Origin of the sequence: Sulfolobus tengchongensis (genome assembly GCF_036967215.1) — an archaeon.
Taxonomy (GTDB): domain Archaea; phylum Thermoproteota; class Thermoprotei_A; order Sulfolobales; family Sulfolobaceae; genus Saccharolobus; species Saccharolobus tengchongensis_A.
Map to the genome: position 1 here is coordinate 1,332,466 of NZ_CP146016.1, position 25,575 is coordinate 1,358,040.

29 protein-coding genes are annotated in these 25,575 nt (G+C 33.9%); 18 read left to right on the forward strand and 11 right to left on the reverse strand.

What is annotated here, in order from left to right; genetic code table 11:
* Positions 1 to 51: 51 nt before the first annotated feature.
* Complete coding sequence (locus tag V6M85_RS06390) at positions 52 to 312, forward strand: hypothetical protein (RefSeq protein ID WP_338604418.1); 261 nt, start codon at positions 52 to 54, stop codon at positions 310 to 312.
* Here V6M85_RS06390 and V6M85_RS06395 read toward each other — a convergent pair.
* The gene (locus tag V6M85_RS06395; protein ID WP_338604421.1) at positions 309 to 656 is read right to left on the reverse strand and encodes a metalloregulator ArsR/SmtB family transcription factor; all 348 of its coding nucleotides are present in this window, start codon (positions 654 to 656) and stop codon (positions 309 to 311) included. The two genes, V6M85_RS06390 and V6M85_RS06395, sit on opposite strands and share 4 nt — an antisense overlap.
* A 106-nt stretch (positions 657 to 762) precedes the next feature.
* Between V6M85_RS06395 and V6M85_RS06400 the strand changes: the two genes are divergently transcribed.
* The 4 genes from V6M85_RS06400 to V6M85_RS06415 all read left to right on the forward strand — a co-directional run bounded on the left by V6M85_RS06400 (position 763) and on the right by V6M85_RS06415 (position 3,334).
* The gene (locus tag V6M85_RS06400) at positions 763 to 927 is read left to right on the forward strand and encodes a transcriptional regulator (protein ID WP_338604423.1); all 165 of its coding nucleotides are present in this window, start codon (positions 763 to 765) and stop codon (positions 925 to 927) included.
* Complete coding sequence (gene merA / locus V6M85_RS06405; protein ID WP_338604425.1) at positions 924 to 2,294, forward strand: mercury(II) reductase; 1,371 nt, start codon at positions 924 to 926, stop codon at positions 2,292 to 2,294. The genes V6M85_RS06400 and merA overlap by 4 nt, the downstream gene beginning before the upstream one ends.
* 138 nt (positions 2,295 to 2,432) lie before the next feature.
* Positions 2,433 to 2,801 (forward strand): sulfolobus mercury resistance protein, MerI, encoded by a 369-nt coding sequence (locus tag V6M85_RS06410; protein WP_338604427.1) that lies wholly within the window; start codon positions 2,433 to 2,435, stop codon positions 2,799 to 2,801.
* A gap of 137 nt (positions 2,802 to 2,938) precedes the next feature.
* The gene (locus tag V6M85_RS06415; RefSeq protein ID WP_338604429.1) at positions 2,939 to 3,334 is read left to right on the forward strand and encodes a CBS domain-containing protein; all 396 of its coding nucleotides are present in this window, start codon (positions 2,939 to 2,941) and stop codon (positions 3,332 to 3,334) included.
* Here the strand turns inward: V6M85_RS06415 and V6M85_RS06420 are convergent.
* Positions 3,326 to 5,098 (reverse strand): S9 family peptidase, encoded by a 1,773-nt coding sequence (locus tag V6M85_RS06420; protein WP_338604431.1) that lies wholly within the window; start codon positions 5,096 to 5,098, stop codon positions 3,326 to 3,328. The genes V6M85_RS06415 and V6M85_RS06420 overlap by 9 nt on opposite strands.
* Before the next feature lie 564 nt (positions 5,099 to 5,662).
* On the opposite strand from V6M85_RS06420, the gene V6M85_RS06425 reads away from it, so the two are divergent.
* The 4 genes from V6M85_RS06425 to V6M85_RS06440 all read left to right on the forward strand — a co-directional run bounded on the left by V6M85_RS06425 (position 5,663) and on the right by V6M85_RS06440 (position 9,767).
* Positions 5,663 to 6,496 carry a M56 family metallopeptidase gene (locus V6M85_RS06425; RefSeq protein ID WP_338604434.1) on the forward strand — a complete coding sequence of 278 codons (834 nt, stop codon included), beginning with the start codon at positions 5,663 to 5,665 and terminating at the stop codon, positions 6,494 to 6,496.
* A 479-nt stretch (positions 6,497 to 6,975) separates the two neighbouring features.
* On the forward strand, positions 6,976 to 8,280 hold the full coding sequence (locus V6M85_RS06430) for an ATP-binding protein (protein ID WP_338604437.1): 1,305 nt from the start codon (positions 6,976 to 6,978) through the stop codon (positions 8,278 to 8,280).
* A gap of 81 nt (positions 8,281 to 8,361) precedes the next feature.
* Positions 8,362 to 9,492 (forward strand): thiolase family protein, encoded by a 1,131-nt coding sequence (locus V6M85_RS06435; RefSeq protein ID WP_338604440.1) that lies wholly within the window; start codon positions 8,362 to 8,364, stop codon positions 9,490 to 9,492.
* On the forward strand, positions 9,489 to 9,767 hold the full coding sequence (locus V6M85_RS06440; RefSeq protein WP_338604443.1) for a zinc ribbon domain-containing protein: 279 nt from the start codon (positions 9,489 to 9,491) through the stop codon (positions 9,765 to 9,767). Before V6M85_RS06435 ends, V6M85_RS06440 begins: the two co-directional genes overlap by 4 nt.
* Here V6M85_RS06440 and V6M85_RS06445 read toward each other — a convergent pair.
* Positions 9,759 to 10,079 (reverse strand): TA0938 family protein, encoded by a 321-nt coding sequence (locus V6M85_RS06445; protein ID WP_338604445.1) that lies wholly within the window; start codon positions 10,077 to 10,079, stop codon positions 9,759 to 9,761. The two genes, V6M85_RS06440 and V6M85_RS06445, sit on opposite strands and share 9 nt — an antisense overlap.
* On the reverse strand, positions 10,076 to 10,990 hold the full coding sequence (locus tag V6M85_RS06450) for a C2H2 type zinc finger domain-containing protein (RefSeq protein WP_338604447.1): 915 nt from the start codon (positions 10,988 to 10,990) through the stop codon (positions 10,076 to 10,078). The genes V6M85_RS06445 and V6M85_RS06450 overlap by 4 nt, the downstream gene beginning before the upstream one ends.
* A gap of 109 nt (positions 10,991 to 11,099) precedes the next feature.
* Here V6M85_RS06450 and V6M85_RS06455 point away from each other — a divergent pair, with 109 nt between their 5' ends.
* Positions 11,100 to 12,293, forward strand: coding sequence for an MFS transporter (locus V6M85_RS06455; protein WP_338604449.1), 1,194 nt, complete (start codon positions 11,100 to 11,102; stop codon positions 12,291 to 12,293).
* Here V6M85_RS06455 and V6M85_RS06460 read toward each other — a convergent pair.
* Positions 12,271 to 13,314: a hypothetical protein gene (locus V6M85_RS06460; protein WP_338604452.1), complete on the reverse strand. Its 1,044-nt coding sequence runs from the start codon at positions 13,312 to 13,314 to the stop codon at positions 12,271 to 12,273. The genes V6M85_RS06455 and V6M85_RS06460 overlap by 23 nt on opposite strands.
* Positions 13,305 to 13,523, reverse strand: coding sequence for a sulfocyanin (locus tag V6M85_RS06465; protein WP_338604455.1), 219 nt, complete (start codon positions 13,521 to 13,523; stop codon positions 13,305 to 13,307). Before V6M85_RS06465 ends, V6M85_RS06460 begins: the two co-directional genes overlap by 10 nt.
* 117 nt (positions 13,524 to 13,640) lie before the next feature.
* Between V6M85_RS06465 and V6M85_RS06470 the strand changes: the two genes are divergently transcribed.
* The 4 genes from V6M85_RS06470 to V6M85_RS06485 all read left to right on the forward strand — a co-directional run bounded on the left by V6M85_RS06470 (position 13,641) and on the right by V6M85_RS06485 (position 18,121).
* A complete protein-coding gene (locus V6M85_RS06470; RefSeq protein ID WP_338604457.1) occupies positions 13,641 to 14,033 on the forward strand; it encodes a hypothetical protein in 393 nt (130 codons plus the stop codon).
* A 92-nt stretch (positions 14,034 to 14,125) separates the two neighbouring features.
* A complete protein-coding gene (locus tag V6M85_RS06475; protein ID WP_338604459.1) occupies positions 14,126 to 15,841 on the forward strand; it encodes an MFS transporter in 1,716 nt (571 codons plus the stop codon).
* A 30-nt stretch (positions 15,842 to 15,871) separates the two neighbouring features.
* Positions 15,872 to 16,726 carry an SMP-30/gluconolactonase/LRE family protein gene (locus tag V6M85_RS06480; protein WP_338604659.1) on the forward strand — a complete coding sequence of 285 codons (855 nt, stop codon included), beginning with the start codon at positions 15,872 to 15,874 and terminating at the stop codon, positions 16,724 to 16,726.
* A 231-nt stretch (positions 16,727 to 16,957) separates the two neighbouring features.
* Entirely contained in the window at positions 16,958 to 18,121 is a 1,164-nt protein-coding gene (locus V6M85_RS06485) for a hypothetical protein (protein ID WP_338604463.1), read from the forward strand.
* 253 nt (positions 18,122 to 18,374) lie between these two features.
* Here V6M85_RS06485 and V6M85_RS06490 read toward each other — a convergent pair whose 3' ends face one another.
* The 3 genes from V6M85_RS06490 to V6M85_RS06500 form a co-directional block, all read right to left on the reverse strand.
* Positions 18,375 to 19,133: a DNA/RNA helicase domain-containing protein gene (locus V6M85_RS06490; protein WP_338604466.1), complete on the reverse strand. Its 759-nt coding sequence runs from the start codon at positions 19,131 to 19,133 to the stop codon at positions 18,375 to 18,377.
* Positions 19,130 to 19,465, reverse strand: a complete 336-nt coding sequence (locus V6M85_RS06495; RefSeq protein WP_338604468.1) for a DNA/RNA helicase domain-containing protein — start codon at positions 19,463 to 19,465, stop codon at positions 19,130 to 19,132. Before V6M85_RS06495 ends, V6M85_RS06490 begins: the two co-directional genes overlap by 4 nt.
* 356 nt (positions 19,466 to 19,821) lie before the next feature.
* The gene (locus tag V6M85_RS06500) at positions 19,822 to 20,085 is read right to left on the reverse strand and encodes a hypothetical protein (RefSeq protein WP_338604470.1); all 264 of its coding nucleotides are present in this window, start codon (positions 20,083 to 20,085) and stop codon (positions 19,822 to 19,824) included.
* Between the two features lie 431 nt (positions 20,086 to 20,516).
* On the opposite strand from V6M85_RS06500, the gene V6M85_RS06505 reads away from it, so the two are divergent.
* The gene (locus tag V6M85_RS06505; RefSeq protein WP_338604472.1) at positions 20,517 to 21,227 is read left to right on the forward strand and encodes a purine-nucleoside phosphorylase; all 711 of its coding nucleotides are present in this window, start codon (positions 20,517 to 20,519) and stop codon (positions 21,225 to 21,227) included.
* 72 nt (positions 21,228 to 21,299) lie between these two features.
* Complete coding sequence (locus tag V6M85_RS06510; protein WP_338604475.1) at positions 21,300 to 22,427, forward strand: PhoH family protein; 1,128 nt, start codon at positions 21,300 to 21,302, stop codon at positions 22,425 to 22,427.
* A gap of 32 nt (positions 22,428 to 22,459) precedes the next feature.
* On the opposite strand, the gene V6M85_RS06515 is transcribed toward V6M85_RS06510, so the two are convergent.
* The gene (locus tag V6M85_RS06515; protein WP_338604478.1) at positions 22,460 to 22,873 is read right to left on the reverse strand and encodes a DoxX family protein; all 414 of its coding nucleotides are present in this window, start codon (positions 22,871 to 22,873) and stop codon (positions 22,460 to 22,462) included.
* Positions 22,874 to 23,127: 254 nt separating this feature from the next.
* On the opposite strand from V6M85_RS06515, the gene V6M85_RS06520 reads away from it, so the two are divergent.
* Both V6M85_RS06520 and V6M85_RS06525 read left to right on the forward strand, forming a co-directional pair.
* On the forward strand, positions 23,128 to 24,153 hold the full coding sequence (locus V6M85_RS06520; protein ID WP_338604481.1) for an AIR synthase family protein: 1,026 nt from the start codon (positions 23,128 to 23,130) through the stop codon (positions 24,151 to 24,153).
* A gap of 351 nt (positions 24,154 to 24,504) precedes the next feature.
* Positions 24,505 to 25,116 (forward strand): YkgJ family cysteine cluster protein, encoded by a 612-nt coding sequence (locus tag V6M85_RS06525; protein WP_338604484.1) that lies wholly within the window; start codon positions 24,505 to 24,507, stop codon positions 25,114 to 25,116.
* Positions 25,117 to 25,237: 121 nt separating this feature from the next.
* Here V6M85_RS06525 and V6M85_RS06530 read toward each other — a convergent pair whose 3' ends face one another.
* Entirely contained in the window at positions 25,238 to 25,462 is a 225-nt protein-coding gene (locus V6M85_RS06530; RefSeq protein WP_338604487.1) for a hypothetical protein, read from the reverse strand.
* Positions 25,463 to 25,575: the final 113 nt, after the last annotated feature.

Sequence of the window (25,575 nt, forward strand, 5' to 3'; positions counted from 1 at the left end):
TATTCATTTAATGGATAAAGTTTTTATTGTCCTTTTTGTATACCTATATTTATGAGCAGTAGGAAAATTATACCTACTAGATTTCCAGTTGGCAATGAAATATTACCGGGATTACCACAGCCCTCATTATCTGCGTATCCATCTGAGGAAATAATGTTAAGATGTAAATTATGTAATCAAGTAGTACCAGTGTCTAAGGCATTAGATCATCAATTAATGCATAAGGATAAAGGAGAAGACGCGTGTTTTACAGTCGAAGCAAATCAGCTTACTAGAGTTAAAAGAATTTGGTACTCCAATGAAATAATTTAGGTTTTTGTGATATTAAGTTCTTTTTCTTCCGTTATAACGTCACATGCTAAAATTGATTGACTGTATTTTTTAACGTGATTCATGGCAATTCTTATTAACTCGATTATTTCTTCACTAGATATTGAATAATATGAAAATTTTCCTTCTTTTCTAACTTTTACTATCCCACAATTTCTTAAGCAAGCCATATGATGCGATATTAAGGACTGCGATTTTCCTAAGTGTTTCGATATTTCATCTATATTTGCTTCCTTTTTATCTAATAGAAATAAGACTATACTTAACCTAGTTCTATCAGATAATGCATCGAAAAGCGATTCTAATTCAGTAAGTAATGGCTCCACATCCTATATCTCTCGTGAGTTTCTAATAAGTCTTTCTATGAACATATGTTCATATGAATATATTTATATATTTGTTTGAAGTAATTATGGATGGGGGGTGTAAAGAATGGTAAACCTCAGATTAAATGTAAATAATGTAAGTGATTTAAAATGTGAGAATTGTGGTGTTAAATTAAATGAAGATAATGTTTATATTAGGATAATTAATGGTAAAGAGCACTACTTCTGCTGTAGTCATTGCGCAGATAACTACGAGGCAAGAATCAAATGACAGAAGATTTAGTAATAATAGGTTATGGCGCTGCAGGTTTTGCTGCATTAATACGAGCAAATGAACTAGGAGTGAAGCCAGTAGTTATAGGTTATGGAGAAATAGGTGGAACTTGTGTTAATGTAGGATGTGTTCCTTCAAAGAGATTGTTAAGAATAAGCGAATTATACTACTATACCTCCCAGATATTAGGGAAAGAGGTATTTCCAGATTTCGATAGCGTATTTAGAGACAAGAATGAAATCGTTAATGCACTACGAAAAGAAAAATATGAAGATGTTTTGAACTCTTATGATGTAAAGTTAATAAGAGGGAAAGCCTACTTTGTATCACCTAAAGCAATTAAGGTTAATGGTGAGATAATTGAGGCTAGGAAGTTTATAATAGCTACTGGTTCTTCTCCTAACATTCCCGATATCAGAGGACTAAAAGAGACAGGGTATTGGACTAATGTAGAAGCATTGTCTCCAGATAGAAAAATATCGTCGTTAGTTATAATTGGAGGAAGAGCCTTAGCTTTAGAATTTGCACAGATTTACAAGAGATTAGGTGTTAACGTAGCAATACTTCAAAGGAGTGAAAGGATATTACCCAATTGGGAACCTGAAATTTCATTAGCAGTCAAAAGTTATCTAGAGGATACTGAAAGAATACCTGTACTTACCAATATAAAGATAAAGGAGGTTAGAAAAAAGGGAAGTGAGAGTAAGATAATAGTTACCGATAAGGGTGAGGTAGAAGCTGATGAAATACTTTTGGCAACGGGAAGAAAACCCAATACAGACCTTAATTTAGATTCAGCCGGGATTAAGTTAAATGATAGTGGTGGCATTAAGGTTGATGATGAGCTAAGAACCACGAATCCCAGCGTTTTTGCAGCGGGTGATGTAATAGGTGATCTAATGTTAGAGGCTTTAGCGGGTAAGGAGGGTTCGATAGCGTCAGAAAATGCAATTTTAGACGCTCACATAAAGATCGATAAACTAAGTATACCTCAAGCTATATTTATAGAGCCTAATGTTGCAAGAGTTGGTCTTACTCAGCTAGAAGCAACAAGAGAAGGTTATGAAACAGATTATAGAGTTGTCAAGATGGAAAATATAGCAAAGGCTAGAATATTAAGGGAAAGCCAGGGATTAATAAAGATGGTTATAGATAAGAGATCCAGGAAAATTCTAGGAGTTCAGATGTTTGGAAAGTATGCATCTGAAGTGATAAATGAGGCTGCATTAGCAATTAGATTTAGGGCAACTATAAGTGATATAATTGATACAATCCACGTATTTCCAACTATGAGTGAGAGTTTAAAAATAGTGGCATTATCGTTCATACGTGATGTAAGTAAAATGAGCTGTTGCGTGGATTAGCCTTTCTTTATTTATGTTTGTAATTACTTGTTATAATGAGATAAATAATAAAGGCAATTCTCTATTTAGCTACACGTTTATTTCTATGAGAGTATCAGAGGTAAAAGTTTAAATACTATAAACAGTATAAATAGGTATATGCAAGAAAGTAAGAGATTACATGAAAACGAAGAAGTAGAAAATGTTGCTTTAATTATAACTGATGATGAAATAGAAGTAATAGACGATTCTGGATTTAGTAAAGGAAAGATATCGACAAAACAACTAGTCAAGAAGGCATTAGAGAAGAAAACTTTAAAATTTAGAATTAGTGAAGCTATGAATATAAAAATCACAAGAGAAGAGGAAGAGAGTATGCCAAGTTTAAGGGACCTTTACTTTGATTCTCATTTATTAATTTACGGTAAAAAAGCTGACCAGGTTAAAAAGACCGGTTATGTTTGCCCAGTTTGTGATCTAGAGATAGACGAATATGGCTACTGTGGATGTGGAAGTGGATCTAGCTAAATCTATAAATCTTTTTCTATTGTTGAACCGTTTCCTGAATTTATATATATTTTTTAAGTTTTCTTCTAAGCGAATCGAGTGATTTAACGCTGTTAATATTAAATAAAGTTTAAGTTATACAAAGAGAAGAATATTATATGAAGCTTAAAGATGTTTTTAATAATACTATGCTTCTAAAGGTGCCTCGGTATGCTAAGATTTCTGAAGTATTGGAACTTATGAAAAAGAATGGGCTTAATTTCGTACTTATTGTTAATGATAAGGAGGACATAATAGGCATAGCAACTAGAAGTATTATTTTGAGATCTCTAGCCAATGGCATTTCATCTAATGACCCAATTTCAAAAGTTATGATTAAGAACATAATTACTGTAAATGGTGAAGAAGATTTAATAGATATATTTATATTTATGATGAAGAATAATATTAAACATCTATTAGCTATTAATGAAAATGGAAAAGCAATAGGTGTAGTTACTCTAAAGGATATTCTTTCTGCAATAAACAAGGAATGTGAGTCGTCTTTAGAGTAGATACTTACTAAACCATTCCAGTTTAGTCTTTAATCTGTCTATCATATTCTTAGGCTTTCCTCTTCTTGCATGTTCGTGGCTATCACCTTGATATCTCACTAGAACCGCTGGGACTCCTTGCATCTTTAATGCTACGTAAAATTGTTCGGCCTGTTCAATTGGACATCTATAATCTTCTTCACCATGGATTAACATTGTTGGAGTTTTTACGTTCTTTACGTAATAAATGGGAGACATTCTCATTAACTTTTCTATACCCTCAGTACTCCATGGATCTTTGATTCCAGACTCTATTGTGTTAAACCAGAAGCCTATATCGCTTGTACCACACATGCTAACTAGGTTTGATATACTTCTCTCACTAATAGCAGCGGAAAATATGTCAGTCTGAGTAACTATCCAATTAGTCATAAAACCTCCATAGGAACCACCAGTAACTCCAAATTTACCTTTCAGTCCAAATTTATCCTTTACCGCTTTTACGAAGTTTAATAAGTCTTCCATATCCTTTCCGCCCCAATCTCCCACGCAGGCTTTAGCGAATTCCTCTCCATATCCTTGGCTACCTCTAGGATTAGAATATATAACATTAAATCCATTATCAACGAAGAACTGAAATTCTATAAAATACGCGTATCCATAAGACATATGAGGTCCACCATGGATAAACAATATTGTGGGTGCGTTGGGGTCTCTAATTATGCTCCATCCCTCAATCTCCATTCCATTTGAATTAACTACGATTCTTTCTGGAGAGCGTCCTTTAATGTTGGGGTTAGGGTCGTATTCTAAATCCTTGTATTTCAGTATTACTGGCTTTTCTGGCGTCGAATAAAAGTAAGCTAGATCTCCATCATCGTAGTCAAATCCTCTGACAACTATATTTCCGCTCGTTATTCTATCCACTTTGTTATCAGAAATCTGATAAATGTGTGAAGTTCCACCCTCTTGTCCTAGTGTAAGTATTAGATCCTTTTCAAATATAATTTTATCTTTCACACCGTCGAATAAATCGGTTAATACTTTATTTCCACAACTATTTCCACAAATATAACTTTTATTCTCTTCTGGTAGAATTATCTCTAAAGACGCCCAAGGTGTTAGCCCTTTTCTGTGCCCTAGAAAAGCTATCTTTCCTTCCTTATTCATTGCTATTGCTTGTATGGTTCCATCTTCCTTCGTTATTCTATTTAGTTCGCCAGTTTCCAAATTAACTTCATATACATTTCCTAATCCATAGTCATCTCCATCCTTAGTTGCTGAAATTACAACTCTATCACCATTAGTAGCAACATCAGTAACATCAAAATCACCGCTAACAATCTTCCGTAGTTCTTTTCCGTCATATAAATAAAGCGATTGCCTAGTTCTTAATAAACCTCTGCTATCAAACCTATACTTTATTTTATCTGTCTTGAAAGGTAGTGCCTTATCTACATTTTCTTCCCCAATTACTAAAATACCTTTATTATGAAATTCAAACTTAGATATTTTACCTAATGTAAATAGCACCCTTGGTTCTCCATAGGTTTGATCTTCTAACAAAGAGGATTTAGATTCTTCACCCCTTACAAAGTAAAGTTTATCGTTGAAAAGTCTAGGTGCGCTTTCATTTCCTTGAAACGTTATTTTCTTGAGGTTAAGATAGATAGATGACTTGTATTTATCCTCTTCAATCCACGTTTCTACATGCAATAATTTTCCTTTTCTTACTATTACTTCTGGAATTAGTTTAAGTGCGTAATAATAGTCTTCTGGTTTCATAAAATTAACACGTATGTTATAAATAAAAATAATGCGGGTCATAATTTAAAGAGTATATTATCATTAACCTTGTATGCTAAAGCGGTACTATAGACCTTTTCGATTGCATATCCTCCTTCCATAGAGAAATTGCATCGTCGCATTTATTATAATACTGAGGATAGGAGATAGCGTCTATATTAACTTGGAACATCTCAGCTACAAATGAGAAAATCGCTGACGTTCCTCTCTCATATTTTGCCGTCGAAAGCAGTTACTATAAAAACGCGAAATTTATATACTATAATCACAATTTATTCTTAGATCCCACCCCTAGATGTGGATGGTTAATTCCCGAATGGTGGTGGGGTTAAATCAAGATGTGGGGGGGTTTCCTCACCTTAAAAAGGTGAGTGGGGTTATCCCCCTAATGGGATGGAGAAGAATGAACGGGGAAACTCGTGACTTCGGTGAGGTCCAAGGGTCGAGAGTTGAATACAAAGTATATGAGATTCGATGAGACCCAAACCCCAACTTAGATTATGAGGTAAGTAAGTATATAATCTTAAAGATTAAGTAATATGTGTGCAATCGATAACAACATATTGGTGGAAATATTATTTTGTTTCATTCTTTTCTATTTTGGTAATTGATTTATTAGTATCAACTCTGAATGTTAATGTTCCTTATTTCTTCCTAATTCAGATAGGGCTTGTATTTGGTTTATGGTACCTAATATCACCATTTATAATGATGTTAACATTTAAGATGAGAAGGGCCCCTCAAGATTTAACGCTAATTGTAAAAAACATTTCTAGCAAATTTAAAGTTAAGATGCCCAATGTATATGTTATAGAGGATAATTTTCTTAACGCGTTTGCTTTTGGTAATGTGGTTTTCAGGGGTGTAGCTATTACTTTATCGTTATATAATACCTTATCTCAAGAGGAACTAATTGCGGTTTTATCCCATGAAGTTGCTCACATCCGAAATTATGATCCAGAAATAATGCTAGTTACGATAATTGCTATGAATTCCCTTTATGCTGGATTTTTATCCTTTTTACCTTTTATGTATCTTCCGGTTCTTTTAATATTCTATTTCGTGCTATTGTTCCCTTTAGTGTTTAATGTTCACCGAGTTATAGAGAAAAGAGCTGATTTAACTGCGATAAGTATTGATCCCAATTTAACATATTGGCTTGAAAGTTCTTTAATAAAAATTGGGTATCTAAGTAGAAGCATACCTCTCTCTATGCTTAGATATGTACCCCCAATACAAGTACTGTTAGCTAAACAGTTCATTATTAATAACACTGTTGATAGGAAAGGGTTTTTCTCATTTGCTACCCATCCCTCTCTTAAAGAAAGATTATTGTATTTAAGTGAGCATGAACAACAAAAAACTTACTATCTCTAATATTTGCAAGATTTTTGTAAAACATAATCAGGATGGGTTTTCCTTTTTGTGATGAGTTCAGTAACTTATATGGGTTTGAATCTCATTAAGTTTCACAATGTTAAAATCTCAATACTTGGACTTTATAGAAGTCACTGATTTTCCCGCTTATCCTTCTCCATTCCATTAGTGGAATAACTCTTGATGAACTTATACCGAAATATAGTAAAAATATAAGGACACTTTTATTAATTATTTAGATTAATTTTCTAGGGAAGTGATTTTGCACCTATCGTAAAAGTAGACTTGCCATTCTTGTTGCCATTAATGTTTTTGATATTTTCCCCAGAAGCTTGTGTCTTGATAGTTTTAGCAATTTGTAATTATTCAATTCAAGACAGAATTTTTTAAGATATCTTTGTCACATGTGACAAGGTTCTCTCATAAATTCTTGTCATATGTGACAAAGTTTAAATATCAAATTTGAAATGTGATATCTTGTGGACGATAACGAGCTTTTAGAAATAATGAAGGATTGGAACTTTTGGGGAAATTTTACCAAACAATGGATAGAAAGAGAGGAGTATGTAGGTAAAATAAAAAACCTTCTTAAAGGGGTTAACATTGTTGCCATCTCTGGTATAAGAAGAAGCGGAAAATCGATAATTGGATTACAAGTAATTAAAAAAGTAATTGAAGAAGATAATGTTGACCCTAGGGATACCTTAGTGATAAAATTGGATGATGAAAGACTTACTGAGGTTAACTATAACACTCTTCTACGAATATTAAGTTTATATGAAATCAACATTAAGAAAGGTAATAATTTTTATATTCTTATAGACGAAGTTCAAGAAGTAGAGGGATGGGAGAGGATAGTAAGAGGGTTAGCAGAAAAAGGTAACAAAGTAATAGTTACTGGATCTTCAGCAAAATTGCTAAGCTCTGAATATACTACTTTATTATCTGGCAGACATGTCGAAGTAAGAGTATTTACGTTAGATCTAATGGAAAACTTAAGCTTCAAAGGCATAAAATTAAGGGATAGAATAGATGAAATTAAACACTCCTTAGATATAGATAAAAGTATTGAGGAGCTAATGAATCTAGGTGGTTTCCCAGACGTAGTACTTCACAAGGATATCGCTGATGAATTACTAACATCCTACTTTGAAAGTATCATTCTTAAGGATGTTATTAGTAGGTATAAAATTAGAGATGAGAGTAAATTAAGAGTTTTAGCAAAATTTTATATAACGTCTTCTGGTTCTAGAGTCACATATAGTAATGTATCAAAATTTCTGAAGATCCCAGTAAAAACAGTGGAAAGGTATTCAGAGTACTTAGAGAAAGTATTTCTAATATTCTTTCTTAAAAACTTCTCTTTCTCAGTAAAGGGAGTTGAAGTTAGTCCAAGAAAGGTATATGTTACAGATAATGGATTTATGAAAATCTTTAGCGTAAGGATAAGTAGAGGCAGATTGTTTGAAACCTTGCTAGCACAGCATTTATTTAAGTACTCTTTTAATACACGGGCTGATCTATACTACTGGCATGAAAAAGAGGAGATCGACTTTATTCTTCAGAGAGGCGATATTATACAGCCTATACAAGTTGCTTATGAAATTGAAAGCGAAGAAACTCTATATAGGGAAATTGATCCAATAAAAAAATTCAAAGATAAGGTAACGGATATTCAGAACCCTATTCTTATAGTATACAGAGGGGAAGAAAAAACAATTGATCAAGTTAAGATATTGTCAGTAAAGAAGTTCCTTTTGCATATAGAAGATTATTTAATTTAAGTCTTAACAAGTGAAAAATTTAACCTCATATAACCTTATGTGTCTTTAATTTTATATTCTGAATGCGAATAAGGTATGTGAATGGTTGCAATTATTGATGCAAATTTAACTAGGTTTGGAAAAAGGAAGGAAAGTTTATTGGAACTAGCTGGGGAGGTCTCATTACCGTTAATAGAGAAATACGAAATAGACTTTGTGGTAGTTTCTAACACTTACTCTGGGGAATTCAATTTCCAATCTGGCATTAACAACCTGATTACGACCTATCTATCTATTGATAACGTCCCTTCAATAAGAGTTGATAATACCAGTGGTAGCGGTGGGTCTGCAATATTAGTTGCTAAATCATTACTGGATTCTAAAGTCGCTAATACAGTTTTAGTCTTAGGAGTTGAGAAGATGTCCGAAAAAAACACTAAACAAGTAACGTCAATAATAGCTTCCTTATTACCCCTTGAAGAAAGGAAAGCTGGTCTGACTTTGCCCTCATTGGCAGGCTTAATGGCGAAGGAGTATATGAGAAGGTATAATGCCCCGAGAGAAGCTTTTGCATTAGTTGCGGTTAAAAATCACTATAATGGTTCACTAAATCCATATGCTCATATTCAAAAAGTTGTATCACTGGAAGATGTGTTAAAGGCTCCAATAATAGCTGATCCCTTAACTTTGTACGAATTCACTCCAATAAGTGATGGGGCTTCCGCTTTAGTTATGGTAAAGGATGAATATGCGTATAGTTTTACTAAGAAACCAGTTTTCATAAAGGGTATTGGTGTATCTTCAGATACTTCATATCTATCTGGACGTGAGGATATCTTGTCAATAAAATCTGTAAGGAATGCTGGATTAATAGCTAAGAAAATGGCTAAGATCGACAGAATTGATTTCGCAGAACTTCATGATATGGCAACCGTTTTAGAGATAGTGGAGGCAGAAGAATTAGGTTTATTAAGGAAAGGAGAGGGATGGAAAGCTTATTATGACAACTACACTTCTATTGATGGTGAAATGCCAATAAATACCAGTGGGGGATTAAATTCAAAGGGTCATCCAATAGGAGCTAGTGGCGTAGCCCAGGCAGTAGAGGCGTTTTTGCAGATTAGAAATGAAGCGGGAAATAGGCAAGTTAAGAATGCTAGGGTAGGATTATCTTTAAGTATGGCTGGTTTTGGAAATTCAGCTACTGTAATAATTTATGGTGATGAACCTTGATTTATGTCTGCAAAAATTGCGGATATACGTTTTGGGTTAAGAGAATGAGATGTCCTAAATGCGGTTCCGTAACATTAGAGAATGTTAGTATTAAAGAAGTTGAAGTAATAGCATCTTGGAAATTAACAGCCACCCCAGAAGGTTTTGAGGATAGTTATTGGCTCTGTTTGGTTAAATCGAATAATGCAAAACTCTTTTGTAGATCTTTAACTGAGCCCAAAGATGGCGGTAAATTATTATTAAAGGACAACGGAATTTGCGAACCATTAGGTTAATTCTTTAAAGGTGTCTATACCAGCTTCGTCATTAAATTTGACATAGTATTTGTATTCTTTTCCCTCATTTTTAGCTGTACAAGTTCTACCTGTATAATAGTTTCCATTGATTATCAGTTCATCGATTTTATTCCAGTTAGTTCTCTTCTTGACTTCTTTTACCATATTAACGAATTCTAAAGCACAATAGTCACAACAGAAGAATAACTTTTCTCCATCAATCTCTTCATAATATTCTCCCCAAGTGGCACCGCATAGTGCACAGCCTTTATCTTTTGTCCCTGCTTCTTTTCCGTTAACTATTATTTTCATATACTCATCACCTCTTTAATTAAACTTGGCTCTATTTCAAACCCTCTCTCTAATCTGGCTAATAAATATTTAGAGAATGCGTCAAATGATTTAAGAACTACTACTTGAACTTGTTCTTTTAATCCTAATTCCTCTGCATATCTCTCCACCATCTCTAACGCCTCTCCAGCATGTGAGACATCTGCCTCGTATCCCTCTCTTAAAAAGTCCTTCACAGCTTGGGGATATTCATTAGAAGTTAAAATTAATGGATTAAAGTAAGGTAGTCTAGCTCCATATTTAACTAAGCTACGATCAGCTACTAGTTCAAGGCTATGCATTGCAGCCATAGTTTCAAGCCAGGTTTTAGTTTCAGCTATTTTTCTCCACGTTTTTATTGCAGACTGTGTTGCGGGTAAAGGTGGTGTTGATAATATCTTCTCTCTAGGCATTCCTAAAGCCTCACCCATCCTTAATAATAGCTCGTAATGGCTTGGTCTTCCGTTATATCCTATAAACTCAACAGCGATATTCTCTAACTCATAGTGTAAAACATCATCTTTATCAGTTTTAGTAACTATTGAAGCTAAAACCTTAACCCAATTTTTTAGGAAATGTTGGTGTTCTATTACATAACCCAATAAGACTCCTCTAGTAGGCTTCTGCATTGCCACAATAAATGGATGCGGGTTATCACCATAAAATTTCGATATAAATCTCTTTCTTATCCACACACTTAGACCATTTGGCGTTGAAAAGAAAGTCTCTAAACTATTTGCTAGTTCTCTAACGTTCATTCTCTGGATAGATATATTACGGTTTAACCACATTACATGCGATGGATCACTCCTAGTATTAGCCATCTCATCTATGTGCTTAGCCACATCCTCCCAACTGTTAAATTTAATTTCACATGAGGGACATATGGGCATAAGTATATACTCTATCTTTTACTTATTAAGTTTAATTTTGCTAGCGTTAAAAGGTAAAACGAAAAATTGTTAAACCACTAAGCTTTACTATTCTATTTAGGTGATTTTTTTGCAGGATGACTATGGTTATACGTTTCTTTTAATGTCTAGAATATTCAGAAGTATAGGCATAATTTATATTACACTGTCCTCTTCATTATATTTAGCCTCAATTGGCGTAAGACCAGAAATTATAGGTATAATATTCTTAGGTGCTATCTTGTTCTCTTCTCTACTCAGTTTAGCTCTAGGTATGATAGGTGATAGATACGGTTATAAAAAAGTACTCATCGCAACAGAAATAATATCTTCATTAGCTGCATTGGTACTTGCAATTTCAATCAATAATTTTCTGATTTTTACGGGATTTATTATAGGGGGAGTTGGTGGTGCAGCAGGAGGAATTAGAGGAGTTTTCTCACCTGGATTAACTGCTTTAGTGGCAAGCAATTGGAGGAATGAAGCAGAAAGGGTAAGAAGACTTAGTTTACTAATGTCTGCTGCATCATTTTCAGGTATTGGTGGTAGTATTCTACTTTCTTTAAGATCTTATATCAATAATTCAGTTGAGGGATATAGGATCCTCTACTTCGTCTCTTTTGCATTATTATTGGCTTCTGCCATATCATTACTGTTCGTTAAGGAGGTTAAAAGGCCTAAAAAAACAAGTAAGGTTATTACGAAGCCTAGCCTTAAGTTTATCTCCAAGGTTATAGTTTCTAATTCTATAACTGGATTTGGATTGGGTATTGCAATTCCATTGCTTCCGTTATGGTATAAGTTAGCCTTCCACGCTACCTCCTTTGAGATAGGTTTAATCTTCACTACATCTTACCTAACAACGGCAATCGGATCTTTACTTGCACGCAAATTAAGGGCAGAACCACTAAAGGTTGCCTCTATAACCAGAATATTAAATGGGATATTCTTAATTGCAATGGCCTTTTCACCATGGCTACCATTGGCAGCAGGATTATATATTGCTAGGGGATTGAATGCGGGAATTGGATCTCCAAATAGAAGTGCAGTTAACGTTAGGGGAGTTTCTGAAGAGGATTTCGGTACTGCTTCAAGCATTCAAGGTATGGCTACTAGATTTTCTCAGATGAGTTCTGGTATTAGTGGTTACTTGTTAGATTTATCGTTGTCTTTGCCATTAGAGATAGGAGGGATATTACAAGCTATAGGAGGATATCTTTATATGAGATTATTGTCAGGTAGCAGGAATGTGAGTGAGGAATCTAGTAAGAAAGTAAGTTTTTAACAAAAGGTATTAATGAAATTATTATAATTGTAAGAATTTGTTCTATTAATAAGTAAAATGACGAGAATTGAAGTGAAGTGTAGAGTCCATATGCTAAAAGCCCTAGGCTCAAGATACTTAATACCTTTAACTTATTTTCAATTGAAAGTGTAACTGAAATAAAGAAAAGGATTAATGAAACGTAAAGTGCTGTCACTGACGGTGTAATGGTATAAATGTAATAAACGTAAGGATTTACTAAACTAATTAGTGTAGAAATTATGAAAGCTAATATTAGATAGAGATTTATGTTTTTTAAAGTGGTTCTTGATAGAACGTTCCTTAAGGAGTAAAATTCTACTATTATTAAGGAAAATGTGCTAAATGAAGAGATGAGATAAATTATTTTAGGTATGTTAAAGAAGGAATCTAAAAGCAGTATCGTACCACTTATTAAGTATGCTAGGAATATGCTATTAATACCCTCCTTGCTACCGTTTCCTACAAATGGCGTTAGAGTTATACATATATATAACAGTGATGTTGAAAGTACAACATTTAAATTAAATTCAAAAGGACTGAAAGGTCTAAAATTCCAGTTAAATGGTAATGCAAATACAATTTGTAATATTGTTGAAACCAGCAAGAATTCTAATTCACGGCCAATATACACTATCGTAGCAATTGCTAATGTTATGAGAAGTACCAGTATGGACGCCATTAATCCATTTTCATTTAATATCCAATATACTATATAATCTACAGTATAGCTTAAGTAGAGGAAATATGAAAATATCCAGAAAAAGAGAAAGTACCGAGAGAGATTAGGAGTGAACTTGCTTACGTAATCGTAAAGTCCTCCTTTATCCCAAACTTTATCCATCGCGTAATATGTCATATACGTAATTGGCGCAAATATAATAAGTGAGAGTATTACCTCTAAAGTACTTACGTTTTTTAGGAATTGTCCAACTAATGCTAAGGGACCACCTATTGAAGAAAAAGAAAAACTAAAAACAAATAGCTTTCTCTTTAGCCCCATACTGCTGCACTCGATGATGATGTTGTTGTGGAGGATGATGAGGAACTTGAAGCAGTGGTCGTTGTGGATGACTCTGATGTCGATGTTATAGTTTTGTTACTTACTACTGGGTGGTGTGCAGTTGCTGCCATTCCGAAAAATGCTCCACCAATTATAAGTACAATTATAGAAATTCCTAATATTATTATTCCGATTTTACTTATTTTCATCTTTTCACAGCTTTTTCACTCTCTGTTATTAAATTTAAATTTTTTCCCAAGATTCTTTTTCAAATCAATTAGCGATTTGGGTAAAAGTTTTTAACTAGGACTTAGGAAAGGTGGAGTATGCCACGTACTTCAGTTTCATTATTAATTTTAGGAATAGTAGCTGGAATACTAAGCTTTGCGTGGACTGCTGATCATCTTCCGCTATATAATATATCATTTCTCCCTATTGGCATAAGAGTATTTTTCCTCTTTGATGCAATATTATCAATAATTGCAGGAATTTTGTTTATTTTATCTTTTAGGTTATTTTTTGTAAAGATTATTTATCTCTTAGAAGTGGTGTACTGGTGGATAAACTATTTACTTCTTTCTCTAACTAGGATTTTGCCCGCCCCAATAATAGGTAGACCGTTGCCAGTAACTACTGGACCAGCCCTAATAGCGTTTATTTTAGATGCTCTCCTAATAGTACTATCCACAGTCTTATACATCTTTATAAGTAGCAGATAATTGGTTGTTAATTATAGATTAACGATTTTTTAAAAATTTCTGATCGTTATTGGGCAAAAGTTTTAATAAATTAAAGTTAAGTCTTTAACCATATGGTTCAGTATAAGTGGATTGCTTTATCTAATACGAGTCTTGGTGCATTTATGGGCTTCATGAACGCAAACGTAGTCTTAATAGCATTACCGGCGATATTTAAGGGAATTAACATTAACCCATTTACTTCCTTCCAATACTTACTATGGGTTCTATTTGGCTATAGTATCGTATCAGCAATCCTAGTAGTCAATGTAGGTAGAATTTCAGATATTTTCGGAAGAGTGAGAATGTACAATCTTGGATTCTTAATATTTACAATTGGCTCTCTGTTGCTTTATATAACACCAGGTAGTGGAAATATAGCAGCACTTCAATTAGTAATCTATAGAATAGTTCAAGGTATAGGTGGAGCTTTCTTAATGGCGAACAGTGCGGCAATAATATCTGAGGCATTTCCACCTAATGAAAGAGGATTTGCCTTAGGTTTAAATGGAGTTATAGGAATATTTGGGGGGGTGGCTGGAATAATCATTGGAGGAATACTAGCATCAATATATTGGCGTGACGTATTCTTAGTTAGTGTCCCAATAGGAATTTTAGGAACTATTTGGTCATATAGATCCTTAAAGCAATTAAGCAAACCAAATAGGAATCAGAACGTTGACATATTAGGCAATATAATGTACGCCATCTCACTTATTCTAATTCTCATAGGTATTACTTATGGGATATTACCGTATGGCACTCAAGCTACTGGATGGGGCAATCCATTTGTAATAACAAGTATAGTAGTGGGTATAGCGATGTTTGTGGGCTTTATATTTATTGAGAGAAGAGTTAAAGACCCTATGTTTAGGTTGGAATTATTTAAAACGAGGGCTTTTACGTCAGCTGCAGTAGCAATTATTCTTGCTCAATTAGCATTTGGTGGTTTGCAATTAATGTTAGTATTGCTATTACAAGCAATATGGCTACCTCTACATGGGTATAGTTATGAAGTAACGCCTTTCTGGGCTGGAATTTACCTTTTGCCATTATTAGCTGGGTTTGGAATAATGGGTTCTATTGCAGGTAAGCTTTCAGATCGTTATGGTGCAAGAAGCTTAGCAACTACTGGATTAGTAATAATGGGAACTGGATTTCTATTATTAACTTTATTGCCATATAACTTTAATTACCTAGAATTCGCTTTAATCATATTCTTTATGGGCGTTGGAAATGGGCTATTTGTTTCTCCAAACATGGCTGCGTTAATCAACGCAGCACCTCCTCAGCACAGAGGATCAGCATCTGGAATAAGGGCTATGTTAACCAACACGGGTAGTACTCTAAGTATAGGCATATTCTTTACTATAGTGATTGACACCTTATATGTAACCTTACCTCCAGTACTAACATCAGCATTAAACGCAGCAGGTGCTCCTCAGCTAGCCTCAATACTGGCTAAGTTACCTCCGACTGCAGCAATATTTGCAGCATTCTTGGGTTATAATCCAGTATCTACTGTTCTATCTCAATTGCCGAACTCTATTGTAAGTTCAATACCAGCTTCTACAATAAGCACAATAACTGGTACTTATTGGTTCCCTAATGTCCTAGCTCCAGCTTTCGTTGAAGCTTTAAGAACTGCTTTTTACATAGGTTCAGCCATGGCATTTCTAGCCGCGATAGTATCAGCATTAAGAGGCAAGGCTGTAATTTACGAAAGGGATATTTTAAGATCTACAATTACTAGCGCTTTAGATGGTAAAAAGGAACAACAACAGAAGTGAATAAAAGTCACTTCTTTTTAAGTGTCTATGATGGAAGTAAATCTAATTACGTTAAGTAACTATAAGGCAATTTTAGGAGAAGGTCCAGTTTATGATAAGGAGTTAAATAAACTATTTTGGGTTGATATTGAAGGAAAGAGAATAATAGTTAATGATCTCAATACTGGGAGTGAAATCTTTTATAATATGCCAGATTTAGTATCATCTCTTTGTGTAATTGATGATAAGAGGGTTATTGCGACCATTAGACACGGTTTTTATATTGTAAATCTTTTCACAAATTCCTTGGAAAAAATTACAGAGACAGAAACTAATTTGGATACAAATAGATTCAATGACGGTAAGTGTGATAAAATGGGAAGATATTGGGCTGGGACCATGAATATGAATGAGAGAAAACCTACTGGTAATTTTTACAAGCTTGAGGGCAATAAGCTAACTAAGATGCTAGAAGGTCTAATAGTTTCTAATGGTATAGGCTGGGATATAGAGAATAGGCAGATGTACCTTATAGATTCTCCATTAAGGAAAATTTTCGTATTTGATTTTGACTTAAACAAGGGTGAAATATATAACAAAAGGGTTGCAGTAGATTTCGGAAGCGAACCAGGAAATCCGGATGGAATGGCCGTTGATGAGGAAGGGTATATATGGGTTGCGCACTGGGGTGGTGGAAAGGTAAGTAGATGGAATCCTAAAAATGGTGAGAAGGTGTTTGAAATAAAAGTCCCAGCAACTTATGTAACCTCAGTAACATTTGGTACTCCAGATTTAGATAGAATATTTATTACAACTGCTGGAAAGAGTCAAGACCCTTTAGCGGGAAAAGTGTTTACTACAAAAGTTGAGGTTAAGGGAATACCCAACTACAGATACAAAGTGTAGTATAACATTGTAATTACAACATTTTTTTATCATTAGTGTTAATGACGTTAAAGTTTAGGAGTGCTTATGTTGACTATCATTGCAACTGATAACTATACTAGATTGTGTTTAGCAATCAAACAAAATAGATATCTGGAATTTACGAGATCTGCTGTAACCTAAAGTTGTTGCATCATTTCTGCATAAAGTGTTAATATTTGCTTATATATTCACTGTTTGGCATTTATAATTATGATTAAACCAATAATTCTTCCTCAAAAATCTCCCATAAGTGATATTAAAGGTGGTGTAGGTACTCCCTATGTCATTTACGATGCTAAAAGGGATAAGCATTGGTTACTTTTCACTGGTTGGAGTGATCTTACAGGTTTAAAAAGAGAAGGCTTTGTGGCACCAATAGATAATAGTTTAAATATAGACTTTGCGAATGTTAAAAAGATTTTACCTTCAGATTTTCCAGTGAAAGTTAACTACAGTAATAACGCAGTAAGAGGCTTTTATAATGAAGCTAGAGATGAGTTTTACGTAACTTCAACTCATGGAGACGACGCATATCTTTTTATCTTTGATTCTGAGTGGAAATTAAGGAATTACAAAATTCTAATTAAGGATTTAAAGAAGGATTCTGGGGTACCCATAAGACCTACTGGTGCCTATAGATACATGCATGACGCTTTTGCGGTAACTCCCAATGCAGATTCTTCTGGAATAAAATTATATATGATAAAGAATATTGATGACTTAGAGAAGATAACTGTTGATGACTTTGGCGAAATTGGAATTTGGGCTAGGGCTAATGATGTATTAGATCTCACTTTGATTCCACGTATACAAATATTTGTTGAAATAGATACTTTATCTAAATGGATGCTTCAAACATTTATTGGCCCAAGTCTAGATGAGGTATCAGAAGCAGACGACCTCAGAAAAATAGGCTTATTACAAGGTTCAATTATGCCACTTTTAGGTTTAGACGATTCATTTGTTCAAATAGGGCATCCTCATTATACTACTGAACCAGACGGAAGACCTAAACTTTTCTTTGCATCCTTTAGGGATACTTATACTACTAGGTTAGACACTGGAAAAGAGGGATATACGCATGAGATATGGGTAGAGTATATTGATGTTTCAATTTTTGATCCCAGAAAATATGGTGAATTGAGGGGCAAATTTAAGGGTAAAGAGAGTAAGTGGTATTACGTTCCTTCTGCCAACAAGCTAGCTATATCAGTAAATAGTGAAGTAGAACTTCAGATGAAAGCTAGCCTTAATGACGATATAATGGATAGTGTGAAGTTAAGAAGAGGAGTTAATATTATAAATAATCCACCTACCTGGATTAGACTTTCTGCTGAGTCAGATATAATTGCAACCATAAAAGCTATAATGTAACTACTACACTTATTTTAAAGAAATGGGCTATTGTTCAATATCTTATTACGCATTTATTTTCATATCTGCAATTAAACGCTTCCGACTCTCTATTACAGAAACCTATACTGCTATTCAATAACAGCTAATGTCCTAGGAAACATAATATTAGTTAGGTAATAATTGCAGTCTTTACTTGATAAGATATAAAAAAGTAGTCATAAGCACATAATATAAAGCTTGATAGTTCATTCTAGAAAGGTTCTCGATACTTTTATGGACTTCTAGTAATACTTTTTAAATATTCTCTCGTCATATCATCCTCAACAAATATATGAACCTCCCTAATTCCTCTAGTTAACATTATATAATATCTGTTTCGTAATAATTCAAGAGCCTTTTGTACGTTTTTCTTAGCAATCACCTTAAGGGAATATTGTTTTCCTCCAACGTTATCAGTGATAGGAGATGTATTTACAACCCATTTTCCTCTCCATACAAGATCTCTTCCCCAAACTACTCCAACATAATCAGCTTCAAATCCTTGTGCACCATAAACGCAGGAACAACGAGACAAGGGATCTTTAAATTCTCCGCTCCAATACTTTGGATATTCAGTTTTTTCATTCATTAGCCATGTAATTTTAAGATTCTTATTTTTGTATAAGTCAAAACTTGATTGAAGTGGATAACCAATTCTAATATTCTTTGGTGAATTAACGTTATCCCTATCTCCTTCTGATTCAGTAAAGGCACAAATTAAAGCTTTCTTTCCATTTTTGTTTCTTATACTATCAAGCATCTTATCTATATGATCATGAACTTTAAAAAATGAGCTAGGCAGGGTTACATTATCGCCCTTCAGCAATTTCCTTATTAAGTCAGCATACGGCATTCTAAAAGCTCCAGTAAGAGTTCTTTTCTCTACATTCTCATTTGCAAGGTTTATAAAATTCTTTTCTCTACCTTCCTCATCTTCTACGAGAATTTGCTCCTCATCATAAAAATAAACTTTTACTCTTGCCCTTTTCATCGTATTTCCAATAATTTTTTAGTCATTCTTTGTGCTTCATCAAATATAGCTAAATCATGAGTTTCCTCATAGTTATCATCTCCAATTCCAGCCGGTCTCACTTTTCCAGTGGAATAAAACCTAATATATTTAGTTAGAGGTTTTGTAGCCTTATTTCGTTCTAAAATGTATTTCAGTGTATTAATTAATCTATTGTTTTTGTAGCTTAATACTACATTATATCCTCTTTTTAATCCTTCAAAAAACAGAGTTAGTGCTACAAGTGTCTTTCCTGACCCACTTCCTCCTCTTATTAAAATTACTTTATCATTTTTAGATTCTAGAGCATGCAAAACATCTTCAACTACTAGAACTTGATCCTCTACTAATCTATATCCACTTGCGTACAGTGCTTGAGAAAACGAACTTAAAATCTGATCAACGTCTAGATCCTTAAGTAAGGATAGTAAGTCTTTAGTGATTGTAAGTCTAGCAGATTTGAACTTATCTATATCATCTTCCGATAGAGGTTCTAGAGAATCGACTTCTCTTTTTAGTTCTTCAGGTTTTCTTATTATTACGCAATCTGAGGAAGTAGAGTGCTGATTTGTATTATAAAGTAATGAGAATTCCGCGGAATTTTATCTTTTGAGGATGGAAATAATTTAGTTTGGAAACGTAATTTTCTAGTTGAAAACATGGGTCTTGCCTAATTTTTTCCATCAGCATCAACAACGTAGTCATTTATTTTCTTAATATTACGCCATCCTTTTGCTTCAACAATGATTCCTATTGACTTATCAAGAAAAATAAAGTTAGCAACCTCATTAAATATAGGGTATTCCACAATAACTGGGATAGAGATATTCGAGGAAAGAAGAAAGCGTGAGGACGATATCCAAGAATTTGTCCTTTCGATGTTAGGTGTTTCATAGTAAGTTTTTCTATACTCTTCTATAAGTATATTAACCATTTTATCTAAATCATCAAGTTGTCTAAAGACTACTGGTAATGTTACAAATTTCCTTCATCCCAAATATTTAAAAAATTTTTAGATAATACAATACCTTTTGTTTATATCCTAACTTTTTGCCTATAGTTAATTATGAGTTGTGCTTTTTAGGTTAGAATAGGAAATGTTAATATGGTGTTCCAAGATGAAAAGCAATGCAAAGAGTAATTAATAATGCTGAACTTAGATTAGAGGGCTAATCATAGGTAGATAATGGAAGAGAGAAGAATGATTGAGTAACTATGACTTTAGTGAATCGAGAATTGAATACAAAGTGTATGGGATTCAATGAAGCTGAAACCCCATATCCATGAAACTTAGTATTTGAATTCTCCACAATCAACGCATAGGGTTTTTGGCAAGTTTTAAATGTGGAAATTCCACTTTCCCTTATGAACCCAGTTCATATATTGGCTAAAAAGGGGGAGATTTCAGAAAGAGTTTTAATAGCGGGAGATCCTGGAAGAGTAAAGCTGTTGTCTACATTACTAGAAAGTCCTAAATTAGTTAATGAGAATAGGGGATTTTTAATTTATACAGGTAAATATAATGGAGAATTAGTAAGTATTGCTACTCATGGAATAGGAGGTCCTTCTATAGCAATCGTTCTAGAAGAGTTAGCTATGTTAGGTGCTAGGACCTTTATCAGATACGGTACCACTGGATCTTTGGTACCTTATATTAATGTTGGTGAATACGTAATAGTTACCGGTGCATCTTATAATCAAGGTGGATTATTCTATCAGTATTTTAAGGAGAACGCTTGTATAGGTGCAACTCCAGATTTTGAGTTAACTAATAAATTAGTCTCATCATTTTCTAAGAAAGGTCTAAGATATTACGTAGGAAATGTGTTTAGCAGTGATGCGTTTTATGCTGAAGATGAGGAATTTGCAAAGAAATGGAGCAGTAGAGGTAATATAGCAGTAGAGATGGAGTGTGCTACTTTATTTGCGTTAAGTAAAATGAGGGAATGGAAAAGCGCTTCAGTTTTGGTCGTAAGTGACAATCTAGCTAAAGGTGGTATATGGATATCGAAGGAGGAACTAGAAAAGAGGGTTATGGATGGAGCACAAGCAGTTTTAGACGCGTTAACAAGTTAAATGGAGCCATTGGGATTTAACCATTATTTATCTAAGATTAACTTCAAAAAGTGATAATTTTTATCTCTACATATGATACTTGATCTGATTAAACCCTTTACAAAGAGTCAAGAAAATCTATTACAAGTTCTGAAAGACGAAAAATTACAAATTCTAGGTATATTTGGGCCTACCGGGACTGGGAAAAGTTTATTCTCATTGGCGTATGGTATTGACTCCGTAACATCAAGTAAATATAAGAAGTTAGTAGTGGCTAAACCCATAGTAGACGTTGTGACTCAAGAAGAGATAACTAGGAAGGAGTTAGGTGATTACGAGGAATTAGTGAAAGCTTATATAAAGGATGTGCTTAGTGGCTTTGTTGAAGAAAAGGTAATAGATGATTTAATAGATTCGAATAAAATTGAAATAGTTGACTCTAGATATTTAAGAGGTAGATCATTTAATGATGCAATTATTTTCATAGATGACATACAATCCATGAAAGCCGAAAGTGTTCTAGAACTCTTCATAAGAGTAGGTAAGAATTCCAAATTAATAGTAGCTGGTGATCCCATATTTCAAGCTCTATCTGGACAAGACTCTTCTGCGATAATAAGGGAAGTTTTACTTAATGAAAAAGACGCTAAAGTAATAGATCTAGGAGTTAAAGACATCGTTAGAAGTGGTGCTAAGAGAGGATTGAGGCTCCTTTTAGAGTATAAACTGAGATCAAGGAAAATGACAGATGTCGAAAAGAAAATTTACGATACGGCTCTCTTACACGCTCCAGATGCGTCAATTATAACGGTTTCTGAATTTTCTGCAGAAAAATCTAAGCTAGGTATAACTCATGAGAACGTTCCAGATGCGCTAATTATAGTAAAAGAGGGAAGTGCAGGTAGAGTTATAGGCCGAAATGGCGAAAGGATAAATAACATTGAAAAGGAGACTAGCAAGAAGGTCAGAGTTGTTGAATTGGGATTGGATTTTAAAGATTTAATAAAGGCTGTCCATCCTGTCCCATGGATTATGAAACACATTGAAGATGTTGACTTTATTGGAAACGCGTTAGCAGTAACTCTAAAAAAGGAAAGTGGAGCTTTCATGGGTCAGAAAGGGATTCACGTCAGATTTGTTGACTATGTCATTAGGTCTCTATTTGGTATAGGAGTGAAAGTGATAGCCCCGTCAGAAGAAGAAGGGGAAAGTAAAAAATAGTAACGAATATTATCCAAAATCATAAAAAACATTTAAATTAAGTTATATAGCTGTGGACCAGTTAGTATAGCGAACTCTCCAGGGCCTAACAGTAGTAATATTATAGCACCTGCTAGGAAGAGAATATCGAGATCGACACCTGGATTCATGCCAGTTGCAAATGGCTTTTTCATTCTTTTGCTAACTATTATTGTACCGAGGAAGAACAGCACTAACACAATAGAGACTATGAGTGAAATAGCTCCAATAATTACCAAAAGTCCTCCCAATATCTCTATGATCATTGACAGATCCACGAACACTGGAGGAACTCCTAGTTGTTTCATGAACCCCTTAAATTGCGAATTTGCGTTTTTATTAGTCTTAGCTACACCATGTGGTATTAGTGATATTCCATATAGTACTCTGAATATTAGGATGCCTATTGAAGCTAGTGTGGGATCCATTTTGCTTTCCTCTAGAAAGTTAGTTTACATTATAAAGCTTATAAGATCAACTTAATTTACGTAAAGTTGATCACTAGAAGGTAAGTTACTTTAAATTAACTAAAATACATGTAAATTTAATAATTTGTCTTTAAAGGAATTGTACGCTTTTATTGGCTTATAGCATCAATACATTAGAAATTACATTTTAATTAATCTCTGCAAAAGGGCACACACTAAATACTTTAAAGTTGAGTATTTGAATACTCATAACTATGCACTTAGGAAAGATAAACGAGGACGTATTTAATAAGGTAATTTACCCTAATCTCGGGAAGAGAAGAAAAGAGGTAATAGTAGGTCCCCAACATGGCGTCGATACTGGAGCTATTGATCTTCAAGATGGAAGAGTATTGGTTGTGAAAACTGATCCAGTATTCATAGTACCTCAATTTGGATTTAAGAAAGCTGCTTGGTTTGCCGTACATATATTAGCTAGTGATGTCATGACTTCTGGAATTCCTCCTCAATACGCTGTTATAGACCTCAACTTACCACCGAAAATTAAAGATAACGAATTTGAGGAAATGTGGATTGGCATTCACGAGGCATTGAAAGAAATTGATGTGATGGTAGTGGGAGGTCATACTGGGGTTTATGAGGGAACTGATTATCCAATGGTGGGAGGGTTTACGATGTTTGGAATAGGCCAGAAGGAAAAGTTAGGTATGCCAGCTAAGGTTAAGATTGGTGATAGTGTAATAATGACTAAGGGCCCAGCCATAGAGGCAACTGGTCTTCTAGTAAATCTGTACCCAGAGTACTTTAGGCAAAAATTAGATAATGAAACGTTTAATGAAGCGTATAATATGTATTGGAAAATGAGTTGCTGGAAGGATGGCTTAATAGCATCTAGAATAGGTATACATCTAATGCATGATGCTACTGAAGGAGGGGTTTTTGGGGCACTAACAGAAATCGCTAACGCTAGTGGTAAGGGTATGAAAATATATGAGGAGAAATTATTCATTAACAAAGCTGTTAGGAAAGTCACAAGCTTAGTCAATATAGATCCTTGGATTTCCATTAGTGAGGGAACTATGATAATAGTAACAGATAAGGGTGAGGAGGTTAAAGATGCGTTGATTAAAGAGGGGATAGATGCGGAAATAATCGGACAAATAACTGATGAAAGTAGGGATGTAACGTTAGTTAGAAAGGATGGCAGTAAATCTAAAATTGAACATCCAGTTGAAGATCCTTTCTGGAGAGCATTCTTTGATTTGGCTAACAAAACCTAAAGAGCTCTTTTAGTAGTTCCTTACTTTTCTCTTTCATGTTCTGTTCATACATCATCACAAATTGCTTTCTATATTCTTCCATCTCTTCTCAATATAATCAGTTAACATCTCAATAACAATAACAATTCTCATTAATTTCAAATAGAATCTCGGCTTCAGTTACCCCTTAAATACGAGTTGGAAATTACTGTCTTCAATAACAAGAAGTAGTAGTGAATCCTCCACATAAGGTTCATAAACTATTGACTTAAGCATAATAATTATTTAGAAAGTTTATTTTAGATAAACTATTTTATTACAAGGACTATTAAGCATAATAATTTATTCTGTTACTCCCTCTCTCTAACTTGTATGTCATTTGATACTAATCGGATTAATTTAATGGTTAAGAAGGGGTTAAGGGGTGAGCTAGATCATTTTGAGAAAGTCTTAGATTTCTTAGAAAGATATTCAACAGTACCTCAAGCTAAATTCGGAATGTATTCTTTAGTATTCCAAATAGCTATGAACGTCTTCATAGACGTAGCTAAGGATTGCGAAGAATGTGGTGGAAAATGTTGTAAAAGCGGTTATCCTGTCCCAGTTTACAATTTTGATTATAATGAACTGAAGAAAAAGTTAAACAGAGATGATCTAAAGAAATTGAATAAGGTTGATAACAACTTACACGTATTACCAAGACCTTGTCCGTTTCAAAAAGGATGGTTATGCGGTATTCATGGATTTAAACCCTACGCTTGTCTTTCATTTCCGTTCGCCACTGAAGATGAACAAGAAACAATAATAAATAGATATAATGGAGATGGTATTCCAGACTTTAACGTTCCCGACTATTGCATAGCAGGTATTAAGGTAAAAAATATTTTGGGGAGTATAATTGAAGATTTAAAAAACAGATTAGGAAGACCCCCTAGTCCTAGAGAACTTTATCAAGAGCTAAAGGCTAGATATGGGAGAAAATAATTTTTTGACCAGCACTTGTAAAATACCTAATAATGAAGAGACCACCAGTAAATGAAACGATGATTAAACCTTCAGTGATCTGATTCATTATTTTTGATATGCTTATTTTTAAATAGGGAAATTAGTAACTAGGATAAGGAGATTCTACGAAGTATGTAGGTTTCACATAAGATATATTGTCTCTTAGTTCTTTGAAAACTGCGAGTTCTTTTATCTGATTATCTCTTATGCTTTTCTTTAATGATATTATATCTGACCAAGAATATACTTCCTTTATCTTGTATAATCTGAGAATATTTACTTCTAAATTGGCTCTGAATTTAGCCGTTGATACAAGGTCTCTCACATATAAACTAATTCTAAAAGAATATAGAAGAATGGATTTATGATCTCTAAGTGAAATTAATTTAATTCGTTGTATAAAACCCTAGATGGCCCTACTCATGATCTAATATAGAT